Source organism: Lentzea albidocapillata, assembly GCF_000719115.1.
Lineage (GTDB): Bacteria > Actinomycetota > Actinomycetes > Mycobacteriales > Pseudonocardiaceae > Lentzea > Lentzea albidocapillata.
The window spans coordinates 310,075-332,318 of sequence record NZ_JOEA01000005.1 but is presented as its reverse complement, the minus strand read 5'-3'; the positions used below and the strand labels follow the sequence as shown (position 1 = coordinate 332,318).

At 69.7% G+C, this 22,244-nt stretch carries 19 protein-coding genes; 12 read left to right on the top strand and 7 right to left on the bottom strand.

What is annotated here, in order from left to right; translation table 11 throughout:
• The first annotated feature begins 4 nt into the window (after nt 1-4).
• The gene (locus IG04_RS0108310) at nt 5-1,267 is read left to right on the top strand and encodes a sensor histidine kinase (RefSeq protein WP_030475968.1); all 1,263 of its coding nucleotides are present in this window, start codon (nt 5-7) and stop codon (nt 1,265-1,267) included.
• On the top strand, nt 1,264-1,911 hold the full coding sequence (locus tag IG04_RS0108305; RefSeq protein WP_030475967.1) for a response regulator: 648 nt from the start codon (nt 1,264-1,266) through the stop codon (nt 1,909-1,911). Before IG04_RS0108310 ends, IG04_RS0108305 begins: the two co-directional genes overlap by 4 nt.
• 3 nt (nt 1,912-1,914) lie before the next feature.
• Here the strand turns inward: IG04_RS0108305 and IG04_RS0108300 are convergent, their stop codons facing one another.
• Both IG04_RS0108300 and IG04_RS46345 read right to left on the bottom strand, forming a co-directional pair.
• Entirely contained in the window at nt 1,915-5,877 is a 3,963-nt protein-coding gene (locus IG04_RS0108300; protein ID WP_144065146.1) for a CHAT domain-containing protein, read from the bottom strand.
• Between the two features lie 49 nt (nt 5,878-5,926).
• Nucleotides 5,927-6,076 carry a hypothetical protein gene (locus IG04_RS46345; protein WP_157512880.1) on the bottom strand — a complete coding sequence of 50 codons (150 nt, stop codon included), beginning with the start codon at nt 6,074-6,076 and terminating at the stop codon, nt 5,927-5,929.
• A 75-nt stretch (nt 6,077-6,151) separates the two neighbouring features.
• Between IG04_RS46345 and IG04_RS0108290 the strand changes: the two genes are divergently transcribed.
• Together IG04_RS0108290 and IG04_RS0108285 are read left to right on the top strand one after the other, a co-directional pair.
• Nucleotides 6,152-6,838 carry a DUF6338 family protein gene (locus IG04_RS0108290; protein WP_030475965.1) on the top strand — a complete coding sequence of 229 codons (687 nt, stop codon included), beginning with the start codon at nt 6,152-6,154 and terminating at the stop codon, nt 6,836-6,838.
• 68 nt (nt 6,839-6,906) lie between these two features.
• Nucleotides 6,907-7,449, top strand: coding sequence for a hypothetical protein (locus tag IG04_RS0108285; RefSeq protein WP_051769245.1), 543 nt, complete (start codon nt 6,907-6,909; stop codon nt 7,447-7,449).
• Here the strand turns inward: IG04_RS0108285 and IG04_RS0108280 are convergent.
• Entirely contained in the window at nt 7,446-7,799 is a 354-nt protein-coding gene (locus tag IG04_RS0108280; RefSeq protein ID WP_030475963.1) for a VOC family protein, read from the bottom strand. The two genes, IG04_RS0108285 and IG04_RS0108280, sit on opposite strands and share 4 nt — an antisense overlap.
• A 15-nt stretch (nt 7,800-7,814) precedes the next feature.
• A complete protein-coding gene (locus IG04_RS0108275; protein WP_245815862.1) occupies nt 7,815-8,765 on the bottom strand; it encodes an RNA polymerase subunit sigma-70 in 951 nt (316 codons plus the stop codon).
• A 56-nt stretch (nt 8,766-8,821) separates the two neighbouring features.
• Between IG04_RS0108275 and IG04_RS0108270 the strand changes: the two genes are divergently transcribed.
• The gene (locus IG04_RS0108270; RefSeq protein WP_030475961.1) at nt 8,822-9,412 is read left to right on the top strand and encodes a maleylpyruvate isomerase family mycothiol-dependent enzyme; all 591 of its coding nucleotides are present in this window, start codon (nt 8,822-8,824) and stop codon (nt 9,410-9,412) included.
• Here IG04_RS0108270 and IG04_RS0108265 read toward each other — a convergent pair.
• Complete coding sequence (locus IG04_RS0108265; RefSeq protein WP_338043504.1) at nt 9,405-9,848, bottom strand: MarR family winged helix-turn-helix transcriptional regulator; 444 nt, start codon at nt 9,846-9,848, stop codon at nt 9,405-9,407. The two genes, IG04_RS0108270 and IG04_RS0108265, sit on opposite strands and share 8 nt — an antisense overlap.
• A 55-nt stretch (nt 9,849-9,903) precedes the next feature.
• On the opposite strand from IG04_RS0108265, the gene IG04_RS0108260 reads away from it, so the two are divergent.
• Entirely contained in the window at nt 9,904-11,880 is a 1,977-nt protein-coding gene (locus IG04_RS0108260; RefSeq protein WP_030475959.1) for an MMPL family transporter, read from the top strand.
• A 15-nt stretch (nt 11,881-11,895) separates the two neighbouring features.
• Nucleotides 11,896-12,999 (top strand): winged helix DNA-binding domain-containing protein, encoded by a 1,104-nt coding sequence (locus tag IG04_RS0108255; protein ID WP_030475958.1) that lies wholly within the window; start codon nt 11,896-11,898, stop codon nt 12,997-12,999.
• A 21-nt stretch (nt 13,000-13,020) separates the two neighbouring features.
• Here IG04_RS0108255 and IG04_RS0108250 read toward each other — a convergent pair whose 3' ends face one another.
• Nucleotides 13,021-13,725: a hypothetical protein gene (locus tag IG04_RS0108250; protein ID WP_030475957.1), complete on the bottom strand. Its 705-nt coding sequence runs from the start codon at nt 13,723-13,725 to the stop codon at nt 13,021-13,023.
• Between the two features lie 67 nt (nt 13,726-13,792).
• Nucleotides 13,793-14,407, bottom strand: coding sequence for a nucleoside/nucleotide kinase family protein (locus IG04_RS0108245; RefSeq protein ID WP_036014079.1), 615 nt, complete (start codon nt 14,405-14,407; stop codon nt 13,793-13,795).
• Between the two features lie 289 nt (nt 14,408-14,696).
• Between IG04_RS0108245 and IG04_RS42370 the strand changes: the two genes are divergently transcribed.
• The 5 genes from IG04_RS42370 to IG04_RS0108220 all read left to right on the top strand — a co-directional run bounded on the left by IG04_RS42370 (nt 14,697) and on the right by IG04_RS0108220 (nt 22,242).
• The gene (locus tag IG04_RS42370; RefSeq protein ID WP_051769242.1) at nt 14,697-15,455 is read left to right on the top strand and encodes a glycoside hydrolase family 16 protein; all 759 of its coding nucleotides are present in this window, start codon (nt 14,697-14,699) and stop codon (nt 15,453-15,455) included.
• Between the two features lie 79 nt (nt 15,456-15,534).
• Complete coding sequence (locus IG04_RS0108235) at nt 15,535-17,025, top strand: amidohydrolase family protein (RefSeq protein ID WP_030475955.1); 1,491 nt, start codon at nt 15,535-15,537, stop codon at nt 17,023-17,025.
• A 110-nt stretch (nt 17,026-17,135) separates the two neighbouring features.
• Nucleotides 17,136-18,446 carry a diaminopimelate decarboxylase gene (gene lysA / locus IG04_RS0108230; protein ID WP_030475954.1) on the top strand — a complete coding sequence of 437 codons (1,311 nt, stop codon included), beginning with the start codon at nt 17,136-17,138 and terminating at the stop codon, nt 18,444-18,446.
• 44 nt (nt 18,447-18,490) lie between these two features.
• A complete protein-coding gene (locus IG04_RS0108225) occupies nt 18,491-19,771 on the top strand; it encodes an SWIM zinc finger family protein (RefSeq protein WP_030475953.1) in 1,281 nt (426 codons plus the stop codon).
• Nucleotides 19,768-22,242, top strand: coding sequence for a DUF6493 family protein (locus IG04_RS0108220; RefSeq protein WP_030475952.1), 2,475 nt, complete (start codon nt 19,768-19,770; stop codon nt 22,240-22,242). The genes IG04_RS0108225 and IG04_RS0108220 overlap by 4 nt, the downstream gene beginning before the upstream one ends.
• Nucleotides 22,243-22,244 lie beyond the last annotated feature (2 nt).

The window sequence follows — 22,244 nt, the reverse complement described above, 5'->3', positions numbered from 1 at the left end:
TCCGGTGGAAGAGCCCGTGTGGAACGAGTGGCGGCGGCCCGGCCCGACCGTCGCGCAACGGCGGCGCGACATCGGCATCGCCGCGATCGTGCTGGCGTGCGCGGTCGAGGTCACGACGCTGGTCAACAGCATGGGCGCCTACCTCTTCCAGAACCCGCCGGGGCTGCTGGAGCAGGTCGGCTGGATGTTCGTGCTGTCCGTGCCGCTGGTGGTGCGCCGCCGCTACCCGCTCGCCGTGATGCTCGTGGTGTCCGCGCTGTTCATCGCCGCGCAGGTGAACCGCGCCGGCGACACCCTGGTGCCGTCCGCGATCCTGTTCCTCGCGATCTACACGGTCGGCGCCTGGGAACAGAACCGCCGCGTCGCGCGCTGGGCGCGCGTCGGCGTGATCTCCGCGATGTTCCTGTGGCTCGGGTTCAGCCTCGTGCGCGCCCTGCTCGGGCCCAAGGGGGACTTCAAGGACGCGGCCGGGCCGATGGACCCGGTGCTCGCCTCCGTCCTTTACGGACTGGAGTTCAACATCTTCTTCTTCCTGTTCGCCTACGTGGTGGGGGAGATGGCCTGGTCGGGTGCCCGGCGCCGGGCACAGCTCGAGTTCCAGGCCGAGGAACTGCGCCGCTCGCAGGAGCAGAACACCCGTGGCGCCATCGCCGCCGAACGCATGCGCATCGCCCGTGACCTGCACGACGTCGTCGCGCACCACGTGTCCGTCATGGGCATCCAGGCCGGTGCCGCGCGCCGCGTCCTCGACACCGACACCGCCCTGGCCCGTGACGCCCTGCAGACCGTCGAGCAGACCGCCCGCACCGCGATCAGCGAACTGCGCGGGCTGCTGGGCGTGCTGCGCGCGGACGCGGAGCCCGATCTGAAAGCGGCGCCCGGACTGGACGACCTGCCGGAGTTGTTCGAGAGCGCCCGCGCGGCCGGCCTTGAGGTCTCGCACGGCGTGTACGGCGACGTGCGCGAGGTGCCGTCCGGCGTCGCGTTGTCGGCGTATCGGGTCGTGCAGGAAGCACTGACGAACGTGGTGAAGCACGCCGACGCGCAGCACGTCGACGTGCGGATGCGGTTCCTGGACAGTGCGCTGGAGCTGGAGATCACGGATGACGGCCGCGGCCGTTCCACCTCCACGAGCTCAGGGTTCGGTCTCGTCGGGATGCGCGAACGTCTTGCCGTGCATGGAGGTTCGCTGGAAGTAGGGCCACGGCGCGAGGCGGGCTTCCTGGTCCGTGCGTCGCTGCCGACCTTGTTGGAGGAGAAGGCGTGAGTCTGCGAGTAGTGCTGGCCGACGACCAGGACCTGGTCCGCGCCGGCTTCCGGGTCATCCTCGGTACCGAGCCCGGCATCGAGGTGGTCGGCGAGGCGGGCGACGGCGCCGAGGCCGTGGAACTCGTCGCCGAGCTACGCCCCGACGTCGTGCTGATGGACGTCCAGATGCCCCGCATGGACGGCCTGGAAGCCACCCGCCACATCCTTTCCGCAGGTCACGGCACCCGTGTTGTCATACTGACCACGTTCGACCGCGAGGACTACCTCTTCGAGGCACTGCAGGCGGGCGCGAGCGGTTTCCTGCTCAAGAACGCCTCCCCGGAAGACCTCGTGGACTCCGTGCGGGTCGTCGCGCGCGGGGACGCGTTGCTCTCGCCCGAAGTCACCCGGCGGGTGATCGCCCGTTTCAGCACGGCGCCGAGGGAACGCACCCGGCCGCCCGAGCTCACCGATCGCGAGTTCGAAGTGCTGGTGGAACTGGCCAAGGGCGCGTCGAACGCGGAGATCGCCGCGACGTTGTTCCTGGGGGAGACCACCGTGAAGACACACGTGTCGCGCGTGCTCACCAAGCTCGGCCTGCGCGACCGCACGCACGCCGTGGTGTTCGCGTACGAGAGAGGGATCGTCACGCCAGGCGGCTGAGACCTACGCGCCGATGTGGACGTATCCGGCCCACAGCAACGGTTCTGCCTTGCGCTGCGCACGTACGAGAAGAGCCACCTCACCGATGGCGGTCGCCGCGGCGTCCGGTCCGGACACGACCACCTTGCGGTAGAACACCTCCGCGATCATGGCGGCCAGCTGGTCGTCCACCGCCCACAGGGTGCCGACGACCTGCCGGAAGCCGGCGAGGAATAACGCGGCGCCGAGGTGGATCGACTCGTCGGACAACTCCGGTGCCCCCATCGCCGTCCGGCACGCCGACAGGTACGCGAACTGGGCGTCGTCGGTGCGCACCTTCGCGATGTCCAGCACGCTCAGCACACCGTCGGCCAGCACGATGCCGCTGCCCGACGGCGCGGTCGGGTCGTGCGCGCCGTGGCAGGAGACGTGGACGAACCGGTGCCGGGCCAGTTCGGCCGCTGCGGCCGCCCGAGTCGCCTGCAGGTTCAGCAAAGCCGTGTGCCGGGCGGACGGCAACAGCCGTTCGACGGTGGCGACCTCGGTCCGGACGTGGATGAGTGCCAGCTTCTCGTCGGGGTGGTCGTCGATCGCGATGGTGAGGAACTCCTCGATCTCCTGCCCTGCACCGCGACGGGCGAGCGTGGTCGCGAGAGACCTCATGCTCGGCACGTACGACGAGACCGCCAGGTCGAGACAGGACCGCCCGGTCCCGTGGTCGGTCGCGGCGTGCAACGGCATCATCGCGAGAGGCCCGGTAGGGCACCAGAACAACCGCCGTCGTCCCTCGGCCTCGGGCAGAGCCGCGAGGACGGGCTCGACGACCACGTGCCACAACCAGTCGAGGACGGCGGCGGCCGCCTGCTGGGCCTGCTCGTAGTTCTCGTGGTCGCCGGAGCCGAACGCACTGGTCGCGGCGTCCAGGACACCGCACCACCGGTCGATCTCGGGCGCCGTCATGCCGGGAAGCTCGATCGCCCGGACGTCGTCGCGGCCGACGAGCACCGCGTGGCCGAGTTCACCGTGCGCGACCAGTACTACCGCCGACTCGCCCGCACCGAGCTCCAGATCGGCCGAACCCTCCTGCTGCCACAGGATCGACCGGCCGTGCTCCAGCAGGTCCAGCGCGCGCCGCGGATCACCCGCCTTGATCGCGAACGTGGCCGCGCGGGCGACGTGGTGCTGGTACGTGGCCAGGAACCGTTCCTGGTCGCTGCGCGGCAGCCCCTGCCAGGCGACGACGCTGAGCAGGCGAGTGACCTCGTCCCACGCGGCGAGCGCGCCCTCCGGGGAGTCGGCGCGCTCCGCCAGCACCGCCCAGCCCACTCCGGCCTTGAGCCTGGTCTCCGCGGCCGCCCGTGGCGCGCGAACGATGTCCTGGAACACCTCCATCGCCTCGGTCGCCGAGTCCGTCCGCAGCGTCAGGGCGCTGGCGAGCACGTAGGCCGCTTCGAACCGCCTCGGTTCGTCCGGCCCGTACCCCGCCAGCTGGTCCCGCATGATCCGCAGCGCTTCCGTCTGGTCGCCGGGGCGTGCGGACGACGTCTCCGACCGGTGCAGAAGTGCCTGTGCGAGCGACACCCTCCGGCTGTGCCGCGCCGGGTGCCCGGCCGGGGTGGCGTCCACCGCGGCGCTGAACAGCCGCACGATCTCCTCTGGATCCGCGCCCTCGTCCTGGGTGGTGCGGTAGAGCAGGAACCCGGCGAGGTTGTGCTGGGCCATCGCCCTGTCCGGATGGTCGTCCGGCAGGGCGTCGAGCGCGGCACGCAGTGCGGCGAGCGCCCGGTCCAGGTCCGCCGGGTCGGCGGTGAAGGCGAACCGCTTCCGGTAGCCGCCGGCCAGTCCGTTGTGGACGATGAACCGCATCCACTCGCCGGTGTCGTCGCCGATCAGGTCCCGCGCGTGCTCGCCCAGCGCCAGCGACTCGTCGAGGTCGGCCTTGCTCCCCATGGCCTCGAACCGCTCCGAGAGCTTGTGCGACAGGTTGGCCAGCATCAACGCGTCGCCCGGCCGGAGTTCCACCGCCTCGCGCATCGCCGTGATCGACCGGTCGAGATCGGCCCTGTCCCCGGTCTTCGCGAACCGTTCGAGGCACGCGCCGGACAGGTCGGAGAGCAGCAGCGCGCGGAAGTGCTTGCCCGTCCTCTTCGAGAGCAGCTCCTCGAACAGCCGGGTCGCGCGATCGAGGTCGTCCGTGGGGGTGTCGTCCGCGTGCGTGCCGATCAGGGAACGGGCGAGCGTCCACTTCGCGTGGTCGTCGTCAGCCGGCCGGTCCTCGGTCAGCTTCTCGTGCCACATGCGGGCCCGGTGCTGGAGCCACTGGAACGTCTGCTCGTCGTCGACGACGAGCATCGCCCGTGTGCACAGCGCGTACAGCCGTTGCACGGCCTCAGGGGGCAGCGGTGTGCTGACCGCGCTCGCGGCCGTGTCGAGACGCGCCACCAGGTCGGCGAAACCCGCGCGGATCTTGGGGATGTCCGGGAGCTGTTCGTCCGGCTGGTCCAGCAGGCCGAGCGCGGAGAGCCAGTCTCCGGTCTCCTGGTCGCGGTCGAACCGCATCAGCAGTGCGTTCGCGTGCACCAGGGCCGTTGTGTAGTCCGGAGAGCCCGTCTCCGCCAGGATCCGGACGGCCTCGTCCAGATCGGCGCCGGCGCCGATCCGCCGGTAGTTGGAGAGCAGCGCGTTCGCGAGCCCGCCCAGCGCGCTGGGCGACCGGTCGGCTGCGAGCCGCCGGTTCACCTCGATGAACGCCCTGCCGTCGCCGGGATCCGCCGCGCGGTTCAAGTACTTCAGGTGCAACGCCGACAGCGTCGACAGCAGTGCCTTGCGGCCGCCCTCGGGAACGACGTCGACCACCGGCTCGATGATCTCTATGGCACTTTTCAGCGTGGCGGGGGACAGCTCGGCACCCGAACTGCTCCACACGTTCGCGATCAGCATGAGCTGCACGGTCAGGAAGTTGACGAGATCGCCGAAGGCGGTGTGCGTCCTGATCGCGTGCGCGCACAACCCGAGCAGAATGATGATCTCGTGGTCGAGGAGGTCGATCGGGGCGTACCGCTCCTGCCGGTGGCCGGCCCATTCGAGCACGATCTCCCGCGCGAAGAGTCCGCGCGCGTCCTCGTATCCGGCCTCGGTGTAGAGGCCGAACAACATCCTCAGCAGACTCGGCTTCCCGGTCGCCTTGTACCGGCTCGTCACGATCATGGCGACCAGTTCCTGGTGGAACTGCCGATCACCCTTCTCGTGCAGTGCGTCGCACAGCACTGCCACAGCGTCCGCGGCCGCGGCGGGCGTGTCGGGCAGGCTCTGCAGGCAGTCCGCGAACAGCCCGCCCGCCTCCAGCCTTCCCTCCTCGTCGTCGCGCTCGTCGGCCTCCAGCATCACCACGACCGCCAGGCCGATCGCGCGGACGAGGTCGTCGACGCGCTGGAAGGACTCGTACCTGAAGCGCAGCAGACTGCCGAGCAGCCACCGGGTTCGCCGCGGATCCGCCGAGGGAAGCCCCGCCTGCGCGGTCAGCTTCGCGATCGCCTCGTTGAGGTCGGAAGGGCTGTTCGCGACGGTGTAGCGCCGGACGAGCAGGTTCGCTTCTTCCTCCGCCGCCTCGGGGAACTCGCCGGCGTACGCGCTCACCTCGGTGATCGCGGCGTCCAGCATGGCCCGCGACGGATCCCGCTGCGCGCGCATGCCCCACGCGGAGACCATCGCCAGCACCGCGTTCCTGCGGGACCCCGGAAGGTCCGCGACGACGCGGAACATCGTGATGGCCTCGTCGAAGAGGCCGTCCTCGCCGCCGGCGTTCCACCACGTGATGAGCGCCCAGCCGAGGAACCAGAGGTCCTCCGCGCGCATGTCGTCGGACGGGCTGTGCAACACCACTGCGCGCGCTGCCTCTACAGCGGCTTGCGCAACTTCGGCGGTGGGTGACTCTCGTGCGTTCGCGTGCAGATCAGCCGCGTGTGCGCGAAGAGCATCGATGTCCACCGAACGACCGTATCGCGACCATTGCGGCCTTTGGGTGTGAACGAACCCGTTACTGCTTGGCGGGCGGCGGTGGGGGAGGGGGCGCGTCCGCAGTCGGAGGCAGCTGGGCATGACCCGCCACCGCCTGGCCCCGCACGGTGCCGACGTCGAGGTCGGAGAGGTCGAAGTCGGTGAAGTCCGGGTCCGGTGGTGATGACACGGGTGGCTCCGTCCAGCTGCTCAAAAGATCTTCGTGACACAATCATAGGCCGCGGAGCACCACTGGGAGGGCGGCATGATCCCCACGACGCTCGTCGGGCTGGTCCTGTTCATCGCACTGCTGACCCCCGGCTTCGCGTACAGCGCGCGGCGGGAGCGGTCGGGGCCGGAGCGGCAGTTCTCGGCGCTGCGGGAGACCGTGGCGATGGTCGTGGTCAGCGTCGTGTGCGACCTGGTCGTGCTGTCCCTGGCGCTGGTGGTGTGGTCGGTGCTGCCGAAGCAGACCGTCGACCTCACCGCGTTCCTCACCAAGCCGGCCGACTACGCGGTCAAGCATCACGTGGCGCTCTGGATCTGGGGTGTGGGCCTCGTCGGCGTCGCGACGCTGCTGGCCGTACTGGTCGCGGGACCGCTGTTCGACCGGCTGGGCAGGAGGAACGAGGCCCCGTACCTCTCCGCGTGGGGGCGCCTGTTCACCGCCCATCCCGCCTGCCGGGTGCACGTGGGCTGCCACCTGTCGGACGGCACGTACGTCGCGGGGTGGCTGCTCACCTACAGCCGGTCGGCCGCGGACGTGGCTGATCGCGAGCTCACGATCAGCGGGCCCGTGCAGTACCGGGCCGCGGGGCAGCAGGAGGCGATCGAGCTGCCGAACGTCGGTGCCACGGCGGTGAGCGCGCGGCAGATGACGCTGTTGCAGGTCAGCTATGTCCGCGTTGCGCAGCCGGGTACGCAATCTGACGTACGCGAGATCAGAACGTGAGCGGATGATGCAGCCGCCCGTGGTGACGAGAGTAGGACGCGACACCACGGGAGAAGGAGTGCATCGAGATGACTACGACCCGCAAGCTCAGTGGCCGCGCCCGCAAGGCAGTTCTGCTCGTGCACGTCCTGTCTGCGGCGGCGTGGCTCGGCATCGACCTGGCGCTGGGAATCCTCATCGTGGTCGCACTGTCCACTGAGGACATCGGTACCGCGGGCGTGGCGATCCAGGCGGTCGACCTCTTCGCGATCTGGCCGATGTTCGGTGCCAGCGTCGTCTGCATGATCTCCGGCGCGGTGCTCGGCCTCGGCAGCAAGTACGGGCTCGTGAGGTACTGGTGGGTCGCGATCAAGCTCGTCCTGAACGCCGGCATGTCGTTGCTGATCGCGTTCTCGCTGCGGCCCGGCGTCGCGGAGGTGGCCGGGATCGGCAGGCGGATGCTGGCGGGCGACCCGGCCGCGGTGATCCCGGCCGACATCCTGTACCCCGTCGTGGTCGCGCCGACGCTGCTGCTGTTCGCCTACGTCCTTTCGGTGTTCAAGCCGTGGGGCCGGATCCGCAGGTCGGCGGAACCAGTCAAGAGCCGGCGCGACCTCGTCGGGGCTGCCTAGATGTTCTGGGTCAGATTGACCGGGTTCCCGTCCGGATCGAGGACGTGTGCCACGCGCTGCCCCCAGGGCATGTCGTTGGCGGGCCCCCGCACCCGTCCGCCGGCGGCCTCGACCAGCGGCAGCACCGCGTCGACGTCCTCCACGCCGATGCTCAGAACGATGCGCGCGGGCAGCGAGACGTCCGTCTCCTGGGCCACGAGCCCCAGCTCCCCGTCGCCGATCTTCAGCGTCTTGAAGAAGACCGGTCCCTCGGCCGGGTAGCGGAGCACCTCGACAGCGCCGAGCACCTGCGAGTAGAACGCCTGCGCCCGATCCAGATCGGGCGTCAGGATGATGGGCTGAACAGCCATGGACTTCCTCCAGAACTAGTCGTCCACAGACGTACGAGACGGCAGCCCGGAACTGATCGGTGTGGCCGGGGGCGAGCCGAACAGGGGCAGCAACTCCTCCACGTTCAGGTACGTGGTGTTGCCGGTCACCAAGCCGTCCCGCACGTCGAGGAACACCAGCCCGAACGGCTTCTCCAGGCCGCGCCGCATCTGCCAGAACGCGGGCGAGGCGTTGGCCCGCACCGGCACCAGCCAGGCGCCGGCACAGGAGGCGCCGGGATCGCTCAACGCGAGAGAGATCGACTCACGGCCCCGCAGCCACCAGCTGAACGGCGGCATCGACATCGTCGCGTCCTCGTGCAGCAAAGCCACGAGTGTCCGCACGTCGTGCCGGTCGAACGCCTCGCAGTAGCGGCTCAGGAGCGACTTCTGCACGGGATCGGACACGTCCAGCGGTGCGCCGACGTCGGCTACCCGCAGCGTCGCGCGGGCCCGTTGCAGCGCGCTGTTCACCGACGCGACCGAGTCGGACAGCAGTGCGGCGACCTCGGAGGCCTGCCACGCCAGCACGTCCCGCAGGACCAGCACGGCACGCTGGCGTGGCGGCAGATGCTGCAACGCGGCCACGAACGCCAGCCGCACGGTCTCGCGCCGAATCGCCTGGTCTTCCGGCAGCACCGAGGCGTCCGGCACCGGCTGCACGAAGACGTTCTCCAGCAGAGGAGCGCCGAGTTCCCCGCCGGACGGGCCCAGGTCCACGGCCAGGGCGCGCCGCTGAGGGCTGCGCTGCATGTCGATGCAGATGTTCGTGGCGATCCGGTAGAGCCACGTCCGCAGCGACGCGCGCGCGGAGTCGTAGCTGTCGAACGCCTTCCATGCGCGCACGAGTGTTTCCTGCACGGCGTCCTCGGCCTCGAAACCGGAGCCGAGCATGCGATAGCAGTAGCCGGTCAGCTCGACCCGGAACGGCTCCAGCGTCTCGATCACGCACAGGACCCTACGCGGACCGATGAGTTCTCGTCGCCCGACTCGTACATCTGGACATGACCGAAGACATCCGCGCCGCGGTGGCGGCGGAACGGCGTGACCAGGCGGAACTCCTGAGTGGACTCACCGTGGAACAGTGGCTCGCACCGAGCCTGTGCGAGGGCTGGACCGTGAAGCACGTCGTCGCGCACACGACGTTGCCGTTCCGATCGTCAGTAACGAGAGTGGTCCTGGAGACCCTGAAATCAGCCGGCCGGTTCAACCACGCCTCCGACCGCATGGCCCGCAAGGACGCACAGCTTCCGGCGAGCGACCTGCTGGACGCGCTGAAGAACAACATCGACCACCCGTGGACGCCGCCCGGCGGTGGCCCGGCCGGCGCGCTCTCGCACGACGTCATCCACGGCCTGGACATCACCGTCGCCCTGGGACTGGACCGCCGGGTCCCGCACGACCGGCTCCGCATCGTCCTCGACGGCCTGAAACCCGCCCACGTCAGGTACTTCGGCGCGGACCTCGACGGCACACGCCTGGAGGCCACCGACCTGGACTGGACGTTCGGCGAGGGCGAGCCGGTCAGGGGGCTGGCCCAGGACCTGTTGCTGCTGGTCTGCGGACGGACGCTGCCGGCCGGCAGGCTCAGCTGACCTGTTCGCGCACCCGGGCCGTCGCCTCGATCGTCGAGGCGAGGAAGCGCGCGACGACCTGCCGTTCCTCCGCGCTCATCCGCCCCCACGCGGAGGCGTAGCCGCGCGCCAGCGGCTGGAAGAACGTGGCGGCGAGTTCCGTCGCCGTGTCGAGCACCCGGAGTTCGACACGGCGACGGTCGCCGGGATCGCGATCGCGGACGACGTGCCCCGCCTTCTCGAGGCGGTCCAGGACGGACGTCGTCGCGGACGCGCTGAGGTTCAGTGCCTTCGCCAGCGTGCCGGGTGTCATCGGAGCGGTCATGATGAGATTCAGCGCTGTCATGTCCGTGGGATGCAACTCGTGCGCCGCGCTGAAGATCTCCAGGAACCGGTTCGACTCCATCACCAGCGCGCGCAGCATCATGCTCAGCTCGTAGTCGGTTGCGTCGCTCACGATCGCAGCTTACTGTTTCGACCATCGAAACGTTCGACGATCGAAGGAAATTCTGATGCGCGTCCTGGCCGGGGTCCTGCTCGTCGTCTGGCTGGCCTTGGGCGGCTTCACCGGGCCGTACGCGGGCAAGCTGTCGGAGGTCGCGGAGAACGACGGCAGCGCGTTCCTGCCCAACTCCGCCGAGTCCACCCAGGTCGCCGAGCTGCAGAAGAAGTTCCAGCGCGAGAACGCGATCCCGGCGATCGTCGTGATCGAACGGACCAGCGGCCTGACCGAAGAGGACAAGAGGTACCTCGCCGATCAGACCAAGGGCTTCCAGGCGTCGCCGGTGATCCCCTCACCGAACGACGACCAGGCCGCGCAGGTCGTCGTCCTGCTCGACCCGGCCAAGGACGTCAAGGACTCGATCTTCCAGCTCCGCGACGGCACGCGTGACGCCCCACAAGGGCTGACCGTGCTCGTCACGGGCCCGGCGGCGCAGGTCGCGGACCTCGTCGAGGCGTTCGGTGGGATCGACGGACTGCTGCTCATCGTCGCGGGCTCGGTGGTCGCGTTGATCCTGCTGGTGGTCTACCGGAGTCCGCTGCTGCCGGTCGTCGTGCTGGTGTCGGCGGTGTTCGCACTGGGACTGGCCAGCTTCGTCGTCTACCTGCTCGCGAAGAACGACGTCCTGACGTTGAACGGCCAAAGCCAGGGCATCCTCTCGATCCTGGTGTTCGGCGCCGCGACGGACTACGCGTTGCTGCTGGTGTCGAGGTTCCGCGAGGAACTGCGCGACACCGAGGACAGGTTCGCGTCCGTCCGAACGGCCTGGCGCGGCACGATCGAACCCATCGCGGCGTCGGCCGGCACGGTGATCCTCGGCGTGCTGTGCCTGCTGTTCAGCGACCTCGACTCGAACAAGGGCCTCGGCCCGGTCGCCGCCATCGGCATCGGCGCCGCGCTGCTGACCACGATGACGTTCCTGCCCGCGGCCCTGGCACTGCTCGGCCGCGGCGCTTTCTGGCCGTTCGCCCCGAAGTTCGGCTCGAAGCACCCCGAGACGAGCGGGCTCTGGGGCCGCGTCGCGACCCTGGTGCGCCGCAGGCCGCGCGCGATCTGGATCGTCACCACCCTTGTGCTGCTCGCCGGCGCCGCGTTCCTGCCGCAGCTCAAGGCATCCGGCACCGCGCAGTCCGACGTGTTCCTGACGCCGGTCGAATCCGTTGCGGGACAGGAGCTGCTGTCGCGGCACTTTCCCGGCGGCACCGGCTCGCCGACCGTGATCATCGCCGCCGAGGACAAGGCCGCCGAGGTCGTGCAGAAGTCCAAGGTGGACGGTGTCGCGGAGGTGCGGCCGTCCGGAACGGCCGACGGGCTCGTGCGCATCGAGGCCACGCTGAAGGACGCGCCGGACTCCGATGCCGCGGTCGAGACCGTGCAACGGCTTCGTGCGGCCGTCGACGGCATCGATGCGACGTTGGTGGGCGGGCCCACGGCGACGTTGCTCGACACCAGGACGACCTCCGAGCACGACCGGATGCTGATCATCCCGATCGTGCTGGTCGTGATCTTCCTGATCCTGGCGTTGCTGCTGCGGTCGTTGCTGGCGCCGTTGCTGCTGATCGCGACCGTCGTGCTGTCGTTCGCGGCCACGATGGGCGTGTCGGCGCTGGTCTTCAACCACATCCTCGGCTTCCCCGGCGCCGATCCCGTGGTGCCGTTGTTCGGGTTCGTGTTCCTGGTGGCACTGGGCATCGACTACAACATCTTCCTGATGACCCGCGTCCGCGAGGAGACCCAGCAGCTCGGCACGGTCGAGGGAACGTTGCGCGGCCTCAGCCTGACCGGCGGCGTGATCACGTCGGCGGGTGTGGTGCTGGCGGCGACGTTCGCGGCGCTGGCCGTGCTGCCGATCCTGTTCCTTACGCAGATCGCGTTCATCGTCGCGTTCGGTGTCCTGCTCGACACGCTGCTGGTGCGGTCGTTGCTCGTGCCGGCGCTCTCGGTGGATGTCGGCGGCCGAATCTGGTGGCCGTCGAAGCTGCGGTGAGCCAGGATCTCGGGCATGACCTTCACGGCACGTCAGCTCAACCGCGCCACGCTCGACCGGCAGATGCTGCTGCGGCGCGAACCGGTCGACCTGCCGACGGCCGTGGACAGGGTCGTGGCGATCCAGGCACAGGAACCCGCGTCGCCGTACATCGCGCTGTGGAACCGGATCGAGGGCTTCGACCCCGCCGATCTGGACGAGGCGTTCGTGAGCGGGGTGGTCCGCAAGGCATCGCTGATGCGGATCACCCTGCACGCCGTGACGTCCGCGGACCACGAGGTCTTCCACCACGCGATGCTGCCCGCGCTGAGGGCGTCACGGCTGTACGACAAGCGGTTCAAGTCGATGAACGTCACGATCGAGCAGACCGACGCGCTGCTGGAGCACCTGCTCGAGTTCGCCGCGACTCCCCGCCAGAAGGCGGAGATCGAAGAACTTCTGCACTCGCACGTCGGCGACGTCGGTGAACCCGGCGTCTGGTGGGCGCTGCGCACCTACGGCGGACTCGTGCACGCGCCGACGGGCGGGCCGTGGTCGTTCGGACTTCGGCCGGCCTATCGGGCCGTGACGACTGAGCCGCGCGAACATCTGACCGCCGTCGCCGAGACGCTGCGCCGCTACCTCACCGGGTTCGGGCCCGCGACCGTCCTCGACATGAACCAGTTCAGCATGCTGCCGCGCACCACGATCCGCGAAGCGCTGGCGTCACTGGACCTCGTCCGGCACGGCGACCACTACGACGTTCCTGATCGGACGGTCCCGGACGAGGACGTCCCGGCGCCGCCACGGCTGATGGCCATGTGGGACAGCACGTTGCTCGCCTATGCCGACCGGAGCCGGATCATTCCGGACGAGTACCGCAAGCTCGTCATCCGCAACAACGGCGACACCCTGCCGACCCTGCTCGCCGACGGCCACGTGGCCGGGGTGTGGCGCCCGACCGAGGACGGAGGCGTCGAGGTGACCGCCTTCCACGCCCTCGACGAGGAGCAGTGGGCCGGGCTGGCCGATGAGGCGGCGGCCCTGCGCAAGCTCCTGGGTGACCGGGAACCGCAGGTGTACAAGCGTTACGCGCGATGGTGGAACGGCCTTCCGGTCCACGACGTTCGTGTTCTGTGAAACTCTCCGCAAGAGTGGATGTCACGCGGTGCGCACCCCCGGGACGACCTCGGCCGCATTCTCCTCCGACGCAACGGAAGCGAGCCGCTGGGCCATCGTGCCGCCCTCGGGGGTTCCGGCCGGCGACGGCACCTTGCCCAGCAGATATCCGGCGTGACTCACCGCGAGCAACACCAGGAACGCGGAGGAGAACGCGGGCAGCCCGGCGATGCCGGCGGGGTTGTCCACGGCCCTGAACGCCGAGACGGCCTGTGCGACGTAGATCAGCACCAGCAGCACGGTGATCACGAAGTTCTGGAACTTCGCGAGGTCGATCGACCTGCCCGCCGACGTGCCCTCCTCGGCGGTGAGCATCTCCCAGAACCGCCCGCCCTTGGCCCCGAGCGGGTAGGCCGCCACCGAGTCCGGACGGCTCGTGCTCTTCGCGACCTTGATGGCGGCCGCAACCACTCCGGACCCGACGGAGATGCCGAGCAGCCAGAGCACCTGGTCCGGGATCTGGAACCCGGCCACGTCGACCTGCCCGGCCGCGAACCGGCCGAACGTCATGCCGCTGACGAGCGAGAGCAGCACGACGGTCCACACCATCACCTGCACCCGCGAGAGGCTGTAGCGGCCACGGGCGTCCCTGAGCACGTTCTGCGTGCCGAGACGGCTGGGGACCACCACCGCGAGCAGCACGATGACGAGTGCGGACACGAGCCAAGCCCAGAACGTGGTCGCCATTGCGGCCTCCTCGCTACGCCGTTCGGACGCTGTGGCCCTTACGTCGTTGGGAGGTGACCTGGCGTTATCACGTTCGGTAACGATTTGGGGGTCGGTGCGCGTCGTGGTCGATCACCAGACCGGCCCGCGCGGCCGGCTCGCACGCCGCCAGGTACAGCCGCTGGCCCTCGACGTACCGGCGGTTGCGGGGGTCGTCCGGATCGGGCGGACTGCCGTCGCGCACGGCCATCCGCGCCGCGGACACCTCGAAGGCGACGTCCAGGAACACCGAGAAGTCCCAGTGCCGCACGAGTTCGTCGCGGTGCAGGAAGATCCCGTCCACCAGCAGGAGCGCGTCCGGTGCCGCGATCTCGGCCGGCGGGTCGACGTACGCGTCGGTCTCCAGGTCGTGACTGGCCCGGCGGAACGGTTTCCCGGCGGCGAACGGCGTGAGCAGGTGGTCGACGAACCGCGCGTAGTCGTAGCTGTCGAGGAAGAAGCCTTCGGGTGAGGTCCTGCCGCGCTGCCAGCGCACCGCTTGCGGGTGGTGGAAGTCGTCCACGGAGGCCCGCACGACCTCACGGCCTCGCGCGCGCAGCACGACCGCCAGTTCGTCGCAGAACGTCGTCTTACCCGCCCCGTCGACGCCGTCGACCGCGACCAGGCCTCGTGCGGGCAGCAGGTCAGCGACTTTGTTCAGCACCCCGGCACGATTTCACACATGGGGTACCGCTTCGAGGTTGACGCGCGGCCGTGAGAGCGCTTCCATGGAAGTCCGCTGCCGTGCGATCGTGACAGAGAGGTCATCATCGTGGCTCGAAAACTCACGCGCGCCCTGCTCGGACTGGTCCTGGTCCTCCCACTCTCCGGCATCGCGCAGGCAGCGGTCCCGCCCACCCCGTCAGCCTGGTCGCCGAGCTGAAGTTCGGATTGGTCGAACGACTACGGCGGCACAAACAGCTCGGTGCAGACTGCGATCAGTTGCACCGTAGATGCCGGCCACGGCCGCTGGGAACTCCCTGCCTGTACTGGTTACTCGTTCAAAACACAGTGAGATCCAGCGCTACACCAACGACCGTGCCAACCTGCGCCTCGACGGCACCGGCAACCTGCGGATCGTTCCGTGGCGTGCGGCCAACGGCGAGTGGACCTCGGGGCGCATCGAGACCCGCCGGTCGAACTTCAAGGCACCGGCCGGCGGCGTGCTGCGCATCGAGGGCCGCATCCAGATGCCGAACATCACCGGCACCGGCGCGCTCGGCTACTGGCCCGCGTTCTGGGCCCTGGGCTCGCCGTACCGCGGCAACTACTGGAACTGGCCGAGCATCGGTGAGTTCGACATCATGGAGAACGTCAACGGCATCAACAGCGTCTGGGGCGTCCTGCACTGCGGCGTGAACCCCGGCGGTCCGTGCAACGAGACGAACGGCCTCGGCGCCTCCCGCGCCTGCCCCGGCAGCCAGTGCCCCGGCAACTTCCACACCTACCGCTTCGAGTGGGACCGCTCGGTCAGCCCGAACCAGCTGCGGTGGTACGTGGACGGCCAGCAGTTCCACACCGTGCGGCAGAACCAGATGGACGCGACCTCCTGGAACAACATGACGTCCCACCAGGGCTACTTCATCCTGCTGAACGTGGCGATGGGCGGCGCGTTCCCGAACGGCGTGGCAGGCCGCGGCACTCCTGTCCCGGAGACGACGCCCGGCCGTTCGATGGCCGTCGACTACGTGGCGGTGTGGACCCGGCCGTAGTTCTTCCGGCTGGCCCCACTGCTCCGCCGCCCCGAAGTCGCTAGCTTGGAGGCAGGGGACTTCGGGGGAAGGTGGAGCGGTGGGGGAACTGGCGCGCCGGGACGTGTTGTCCTGGCTGGGGAAAGGCGCACTCGGAGCGGTCGCGCTGGGCGCTGTGGGGCAACCCGCGACGGCGGCGAGCGGCGTGACCGTGTTGCGAGGAGCGACGCTCGTCGACGGTACGGGCCGCTCGCCCGTGCGTGACTCGACCGTCGTGCTGGCCGGCGACCGGATCCTGGCCGCCGGTCAGCACCGTGACGTTCCCCGCGGCGTGCGGGTGATCGACGTGGCCGGGAAGTACGTGATCCCCGGCCTGTGGGACCTGCACACCCACGCGACGTTCTTCGAGAACACCGTCGCGACACTGCACGTCGTCCAGGGTGTCACGGGCATCCGCGAGATGTGGGGCCAGCCCGAAACCCACGACACCCGCCGCCGCATCGAGTCCGGCGAGATCCTCGGCCCGCGCATGGTGATCGCCAGCGCGATCGTCGACGGGCCCGGCTCCATCTGGCCCGGTTCGGACATCGTCCGCACCCCGGCAGAAGCCCGCGCCGCCGTGCGCAGGGCCAAGGACGGGGGAGCGGACTTCGTCAAGGTCTACTCGTTCCTCTCGCCGGAGTGCCACGCCGCCATCGCCGACGAGGCCCGCAGGTTGCGGATCCCGTTCGCGGGCCACGTTCCAGCCCGCGTGCCGGTGCAGGACGCGCTGGCGCAGCACACCCACGAACACCTCTACAACCTGTTCACGTCCACATCGGACGAAGCCGACGCCCTTTATGCCCGGCTCCGCGCCATGCCCGACGACCCGGCGGACCCGAACTGGTGGGGCCGCCACGCGGGCCGGATCGAACGCGCGGCCGTCGCCACCCACTCACCGGCCCGCGCACGACGACTGTTCGCCGCGATGGTCAGGCAAGGCACCTGGCAGTCGCCGACGCTCTTCGTCGAACGGAACATGTCCCGCTCGCCCGAGACCATCACGAACGACCCGGTGGCCCTCGAACGGATGCGCTACATCCCGGTCGGCCTGCGCGCGCAATGGCAGCAGATCATGTCCGGCCGCCCCGCCCGCAGCCCCGAGGAAGTGGCGGAACTGCAAAAGTTCGGTGACGCCCGCATGCGCCTGCTCCGGCAGATGCACGAGGCGGGCGTGGGCGTCGTCGCGGGCACGGACGCGGGTTTCGCCTACGTCTTCCCGGGCTTCTCCCTGCACGACGAACTGGCGTTGCTGGTCCAGGCAGGCCTCAGCCCGGCCCAGGCCCTCCAGTCCGCCACCCGCGACGCCGCGCGCTGCCTCGGCCGGGAGCACGAGTCGGGCACGGTCACCCCGGGCAAGCAGGCGGACCTGGTCGTGCTGGACGCGGACCCGTTGCGGGACATCACGAACGTCAGCCGCGTCCACGCCGTCGTCAGCCGGGGCTGCTACCTGGGTCCGGCTGATCGCACGCGAATCCTCCGGGAGATCGAGGCCGCCGCACAGGAACCCGTCGAGGCACCGGCGACGCCGATGGGGTGCTGTACGCACTGATGTGGTCCCCGCCACCGTGATCGTCAGGATCGCGTCAAGGCGGGGCCCGTCCGTGTCAGGGTCTCGTCCGGGACCTGGGCACGGACCCGCGGCAGGCGTGTGCTGGTCGTATGACACTCGCGGAGTTGTTGCCCAGCACCGGATGCTCCACCGAACCGGTGCTGGAAGACGGTCTCTGGCCGGACGGCACCCGGCTCGCCGGCCAGGACCTGGTCATCGGTGGACTCCCCGCCACGCAGCTGGCGGCCCGTTTCGGCACCCCGTGCCAGGTCCTGGACGAACGGACGGTCCGCGCCAGGGCGAGGGCGTTCCGCACCGCACTCCCCGACGCCGAGGTCGTGTTCGCGGGAAAGTCGTTGCCCTGCCCCGAGGTCTACCGCTGGATGGCGCAGGAAGGCCTGTCTTTGGACGTGTCCTCGGCCGGAGAGCTCGCACTGGCCAGGGCCGCCGGCTTCCCGGCGAGGCGCATCGTCATGCACGGCAACGTGAAGACCGCTGAAGACCTCAAAGCAGCGCTGGAGTACGGCGTCTCCAGGATCGTGGTCGACTCGTTCGACGAGATCACCCAGCTCGGTGCCCTGGCGACACACGGCCAGGAGGTCATGATCCGCGTGACACCTGGCGTCGACGCCCACACCCACGCCAAGATCGCGACCGGCGTGGAGGACCAGAAGTTCGGCTTCTCACTGGCTTCCGGCGCCGCCCTGGAGGCGATCCTGCGCGTGGTCGAGCAGCCGTCACTGAAGCTCGTGGGCCTGCACTGCCACATCGGCTCGCAGGTGAAACACGTTGCGAGCTACGAAGAAGCGGTGCGGCGGATGGTGGGCCTGATCGCGTCCTGCGGCACCAGGATCGGGCAGCTCGACCTCGGCGGCGGGTTCTGCGCGCCGTACCTGCGGGGCGATCCGGACTTCGACCTCGCGGGGTTCGCCCACCGGGTCCAGGGCGCCCTCAACTACGAGTGCGCGCTGCACCGCGTCCCACCCCCGCGCCTGCTCGTCGAACCGGGCCGCTCGATCGTCGCGAACGCCGGCGTGACTCTCTACCGGGTGTGCGCGGTCAAGGAATCGGCCCGCACGTTCGTAGCTGTCGACGGCGGCATGAGCGACAACCCGCGTCCCTCGTTGTACGGCGCCAAGTACGCCGTGCGACTTGTGGGCCGTGGCGGGAAACCCAAGCCCGTCACCGTTGTCGGCAGGCACTGCGAGGCGGGCGACGTGCTTGCCGAGGACGTGCTCCTGCCGCGGGACGTGCACGCGGGAGACCTGCTCGCGGTTCCCGCGACCGGCGCCTACCACCATGCCCTGGCCTCGAACTACAACCAGGTCTGCCGTCCGCCGGTCATCGCGGTCAGGGACGGGGTCGCCCGGCCGATCGTGCGCAGGGAAACCGAGGAGGACCTGTTGCGCCGCTACGTTTGAGCATTCGGGTGCCGAGTCGAACGTCTGTTCCCTAGAGTGGCGCGATGCACTCGTACGCCTACGTGGCCGACTCCCGGCTGGACGAGACACGGCGCGCCCTCGGACTGCAGACCTCCGGCGGCCGGGCGCCGAACCCGCGCTTCTTCACCGGGTTCCTCGGCGACTCGCAGCAGGCCGCCACGGCGTTGCTCGCCATCGCCAAGATCGCCGGCACCCGCTACTTCCAGCCCACCACCGAGCGGCTGCGGGACCCGGTCGTCACCTGCAACGGCGACCGGCTGCGCTTCGAGTCGTTCTCCGGCTGCAGCGGTGTCTACGCGCGCCTGGATGTCCTCGGCGACGCCCTCGACGGTGAGGTGCACGACCGCGGCACCACGAACGTCGACGTCAACGAACCGCTGCGGCGCGCTCTCGCCCGCGTGACCAAGGGCGACCCGCTGCACCTCACGGTCGGGCCCGACCAGGTCGAGTTCGGCACGCTCGACGGCGCGGTCGTCGAGAAGAAGGTCCCGCTGCCCCCGCGCTGGTTGCGGGGTTTCGCCGAGACCCAGGTCCTCACCTCGAAGTTCGACCTGAAGGCCGAGCTCTCTGCGGCGGACGCGCAGCGGTTCCTCAAGACGCTGCCCAAGGGCCGCGCGGCGGTGTGGGCGGTGCCGTCCGGGAAGTCGTTGCGGCTCAGCGGAACGGCCTCGGCCAACGCTGTCTGCCTGGCGGGCCCGAACCGCCTCGAGACCCTCCTCCCGTTGCTGCGCTTCGCGAAGGCCGTCCGGCTCTACGGCCCGCCGGCCGAGGGCAAGCCCGTCGCGAGCGGCTGGGAGGTCGACCTGGGTGCGCAACGCCTGACGCTCGTCCTGTCGCCCGAGGTGACCCGCGGCCTGTCCGGCGAAGGAGCCGTCCTCGACGGACTCGCGGCGGGAGACGCCGACACCGACGCCGAGCTGGTCGGCGCGCTGCTCGACTTCGAACCCCGCGTGGACGTCGCCGACCTGGCCGACCGTGCCGGACTCACCCCGGCCAGGGTCAGGGACGCGCTGGCGCAACTGGGCACGGCCGGCCGGGTGGGCTACGACCTCGCCGAGGCGTCGTACTTCCACCGCGAACTTCCCTACGGCGGCATCGACATCGAGGCCATGAACCCCAGGCTGCGCAACGCGAAGGCACTCGTCGCGCAGAACGCCGTCGGCTGGGACGGCGACACCGCGGTCGTCGGCTCCTACCGCGTCAACGGCGAGGCCTGCACCTGCCAGTGGTGGGCCGAGTACCGCGGCGGGCGCGGCAAGTGCAAGCACGTGCTGGCGGCGGACATGGTCAGGGGCAAAGCGTGACGTTCGAGCGGATCCAGGCGCTGATCGAGTCGGATCAGAAACTCGCTCTGGGGCAGGTGTTGAAAAGTCTCACGCCCGCGGAGCGCAAGGAGTGTGTGAAAGACCTGATCGCGTTCGAGAGACAGCACCGCGCGGGTGACCGGCGCTGGTCGCACGGCGAAACGCTCGCGATCGCCGGCGCAGGGCTGCTGCCCACCGCCTCGGTGCTCGCACCGTGGCTCGTGCGCTACCGGATCGTCTTCCAGGGCGGAAGGCCCGACAACGGCATCAACGTCATTCTCGACGTGTTGCGGCACCGTGAGCTCACGTGGCTCACGGACCTGGTTACGAGGGTCGCCGCCAAGATGCCGACGCGCGAACGCTGGCGGCAGGACCTGCTCGGCGTCGTCCTGGAGTTCTGCGGCGACACCCCGCCGGACTCGGACGGGTTCCTGCTGCACTTCATGGACTTCGACGGCCACACCAGGTGGAAGCCCGCGTTCGACGCGCTGATCCCGCGCATGCTGGAGGTCGTCGGCAGCGGGGCGATCTTCGCGAACACCTGGCAGTGGCAGCGGTTCCTGTGCGAGCGGGCCGACCGGCGGGTGCTCCTCGACGGCTGCCTGGCCCGGCTCCAGCAGGGTGGCGGCGCTACGGAGATGGAGGGTTTCCTCGCGTTGCACAAGACTCTCGACGTGACGCTGGACGAGACCGCCGAGCACGCACGGGACTACGTCGCGATGCTGCCCGACTCGCGCTCGACGGTCGCCACCCTCGCGCAGGACCGGCTGAAGTCGTTGGACGAAGCGGGGAAGCTCAGCTTCGACCTGCTCGCCGACGCGAGCCGGTGGGTCTTCGGCCGTACCGAGAAGAAGCTCATCCGCGCCCAGCTCACGTGGCTCGGCAAACACGCGAAGTCCACTCCGGACGAGGTCGTGCTGACCGTCGCGGAGCTGTTCGCGCACGAGTCCGACGACCTGCGCGGTCAAGCGGTCAAGCTGATCGCCAGGCACCAGGCGAAGATCAGCGACACCACCCGGACCGAGCTGGTCGCACTCGCCGAGCAACTGCCCGCCGATCTCGCCGCCCAGCTCGGCGCCGAGACGGTCGCGGAGGAGGCGTTCGAGCTCGCACCGTTCACGCCGCGTCCGTGGCCGGACCCGATCGCCACGCTGGACGAGCTGACCGGCGAGGTACACGGGCTGTTCGGCCGCAACACGGCCTACGCCGACCCGGTCACCGTGGAACGGATCCTCGAAGCCGTGGTCAGGTTCGCCTGGCAGGACAGGGAAGCGGTCGCGAACGCGTTCGGGCCGATCTACGACAAGTACCCGTGGATCAGGAACCGCCTCGACCTGCAGGCCTATCTCGACCGCCCTTCGCCCGACTGCAGGTCGATGTTCTTCTCGATCATCGCCGCCGTGCCCGTGCCCGCGGAGCCGCTCGGTCAGATGGAACAGCTGACGCCGGTGTTGAAGGGCGCCGTGCCTGGCACGCCCAGTCAACTCCTCGCCAAGAGGCTGCGCGAGATCGCCAGGGGACTGGTCAGGTCACCGCGCCCGTTCCTGCTGTCCACTCCCACCGAGATGTCCGGCCTGCTCGACCCGGGAACACTCCTCGAACGGCTCGCGAAAGCCGAGGCGGAGGAGTGGGAACCGTGGCCGCTGGATCTCAGGCAGGCCTACCGCCGGCTACCGCGTGACACCCGGCCCGAGGACTTCGCGTCGCTGCGCGGCACCGCGGGATCACTGCTGCGCGAGTGGCTCACCGGCTTCTCCGACCCTGCCGTCGAACTGGTGGAACGCACCCGTTCGACCTCCAGCGGTTACCTCACCCGGCAGCGTGAGGAGAAGCGGCTGTTCGTGACGCTCACGCCTGGCCTGTCCGACCCGGAGCGGTACTGGTACGGGTACAACGACTGGGAGGCCATGCTCCCGTGCTGGCCTGCTGTCCTGCCGGTGCAACGCGAGGTCGTCGCCGCGCATCTGGTGGCGCACCTCGCGAGCCGTTGCGAGTCGAAGGGCGACGATGGCGCGTTGCTCCCGGCACTCGCCGAGATACAAGGCCCGATCGGCGTCGCCACGTGCCTGGCGCTCGCCTACGGGCTCGGCGCTGAGGGAACGGTCGGCCGCGCCCACGCAGTCGACGCGTTGCTGATCCTCGCGGCTCGCGACCAGTTCGACGGCAAGGCGCTGGGCGAGGTCGTCGGCCTGCTGCTCGAACGTGGCGAACTCGCGCTGAACCGCGTCGCGCCGTGTCTTCGCGATACGGCACGCTCTGGTGCCGCAGCGCAGATCTGGGGTTTGCTGCAGGCCGCGCTGCCGAAGGTGTGGTCGCACAACAGGGCCGCGGACCTGGTCGAGCTCGCGGTCGAACTGGCCCAGCGGCTCAAGCCGGGCGGCACCGTCGACGGTCTCGCGGAGGTGGCGGCCCGCAAGGGTTCCAGCAAGACGGTCGTCCAAGCCCGGAGGCTGGTGAACGCACTAGGCTGAAC

Excerpts from the sequence above, each read along its gene's own strand:
- lysA (WP_030475954.1), top strand. The coding sequence starts at position 17,136 with ATGACACTCGCGGAGTTGTTGCCCAGCACCGGATGCTCCACCGAACCG.
- IG04_RS0108255 (WP_030475958.1), top strand. The coding sequence starts at position 11,896 with ATGACCTTCACGGCACGTCAGCTCAACCGCGCCACGCTCGACCGGCAG.
- IG04_RS0108225 (WP_030475953.1), top strand. The coding sequence starts at position 18,491 with ATGCACTCGTACGCCTACGTGGCCGACTCCCGGCTGGACGAGACACGG.
- IG04_RS0108260 (WP_030475959.1), top strand. The coding sequence starts at position 9,904 with ATGCGCGTCCTGGCCGGGGTCCTGCTCGTCGTCTGGCTGGCCTTGGGC.
- IG04_RS0108270 (WP_030475961.1), top strand. The coding sequence starts at position 8,822 with ATGACCGAAGACATCCGCGCCGCGGTGGCGGCGGAACGGCGTGACCAG.
- IG04_RS0108280 (WP_030475963.1), bottom strand. The coding sequence starts at position 7,799 with ATGGCTGTTCAGCCCATCATCCTGACGCCCGATCTGGATCGGGCGCAG.
- IG04_RS0108250 (WP_030475957.1), bottom strand. The coding sequence starts at position 13,725 with ATGGCGACCACGTTCTGGGCTTGGCTCGTGTCCGCACTCGTCATCGTG.
- IG04_RS42370 (WP_051769242.1), top strand. The coding sequence starts at position 14,697 with ATGCCGGCCACGGCCGCTGGGAACTCCCTGCCTGTACTGGTTACTCGT.
- IG04_RS0108290 (WP_030475965.1), top strand. The coding sequence starts at position 6,152 with ATGATCCCCACGACGCTCGTCGGGCTGGTCCTGTTCATCGCACTGCTG.
- IG04_RS0108285 (WP_051769245.1), top strand. The coding sequence starts at position 6,907 with ATGACTACGACCCGCAAGCTCAGTGGCCGCGCCCGCAAGGCAGTTCTG.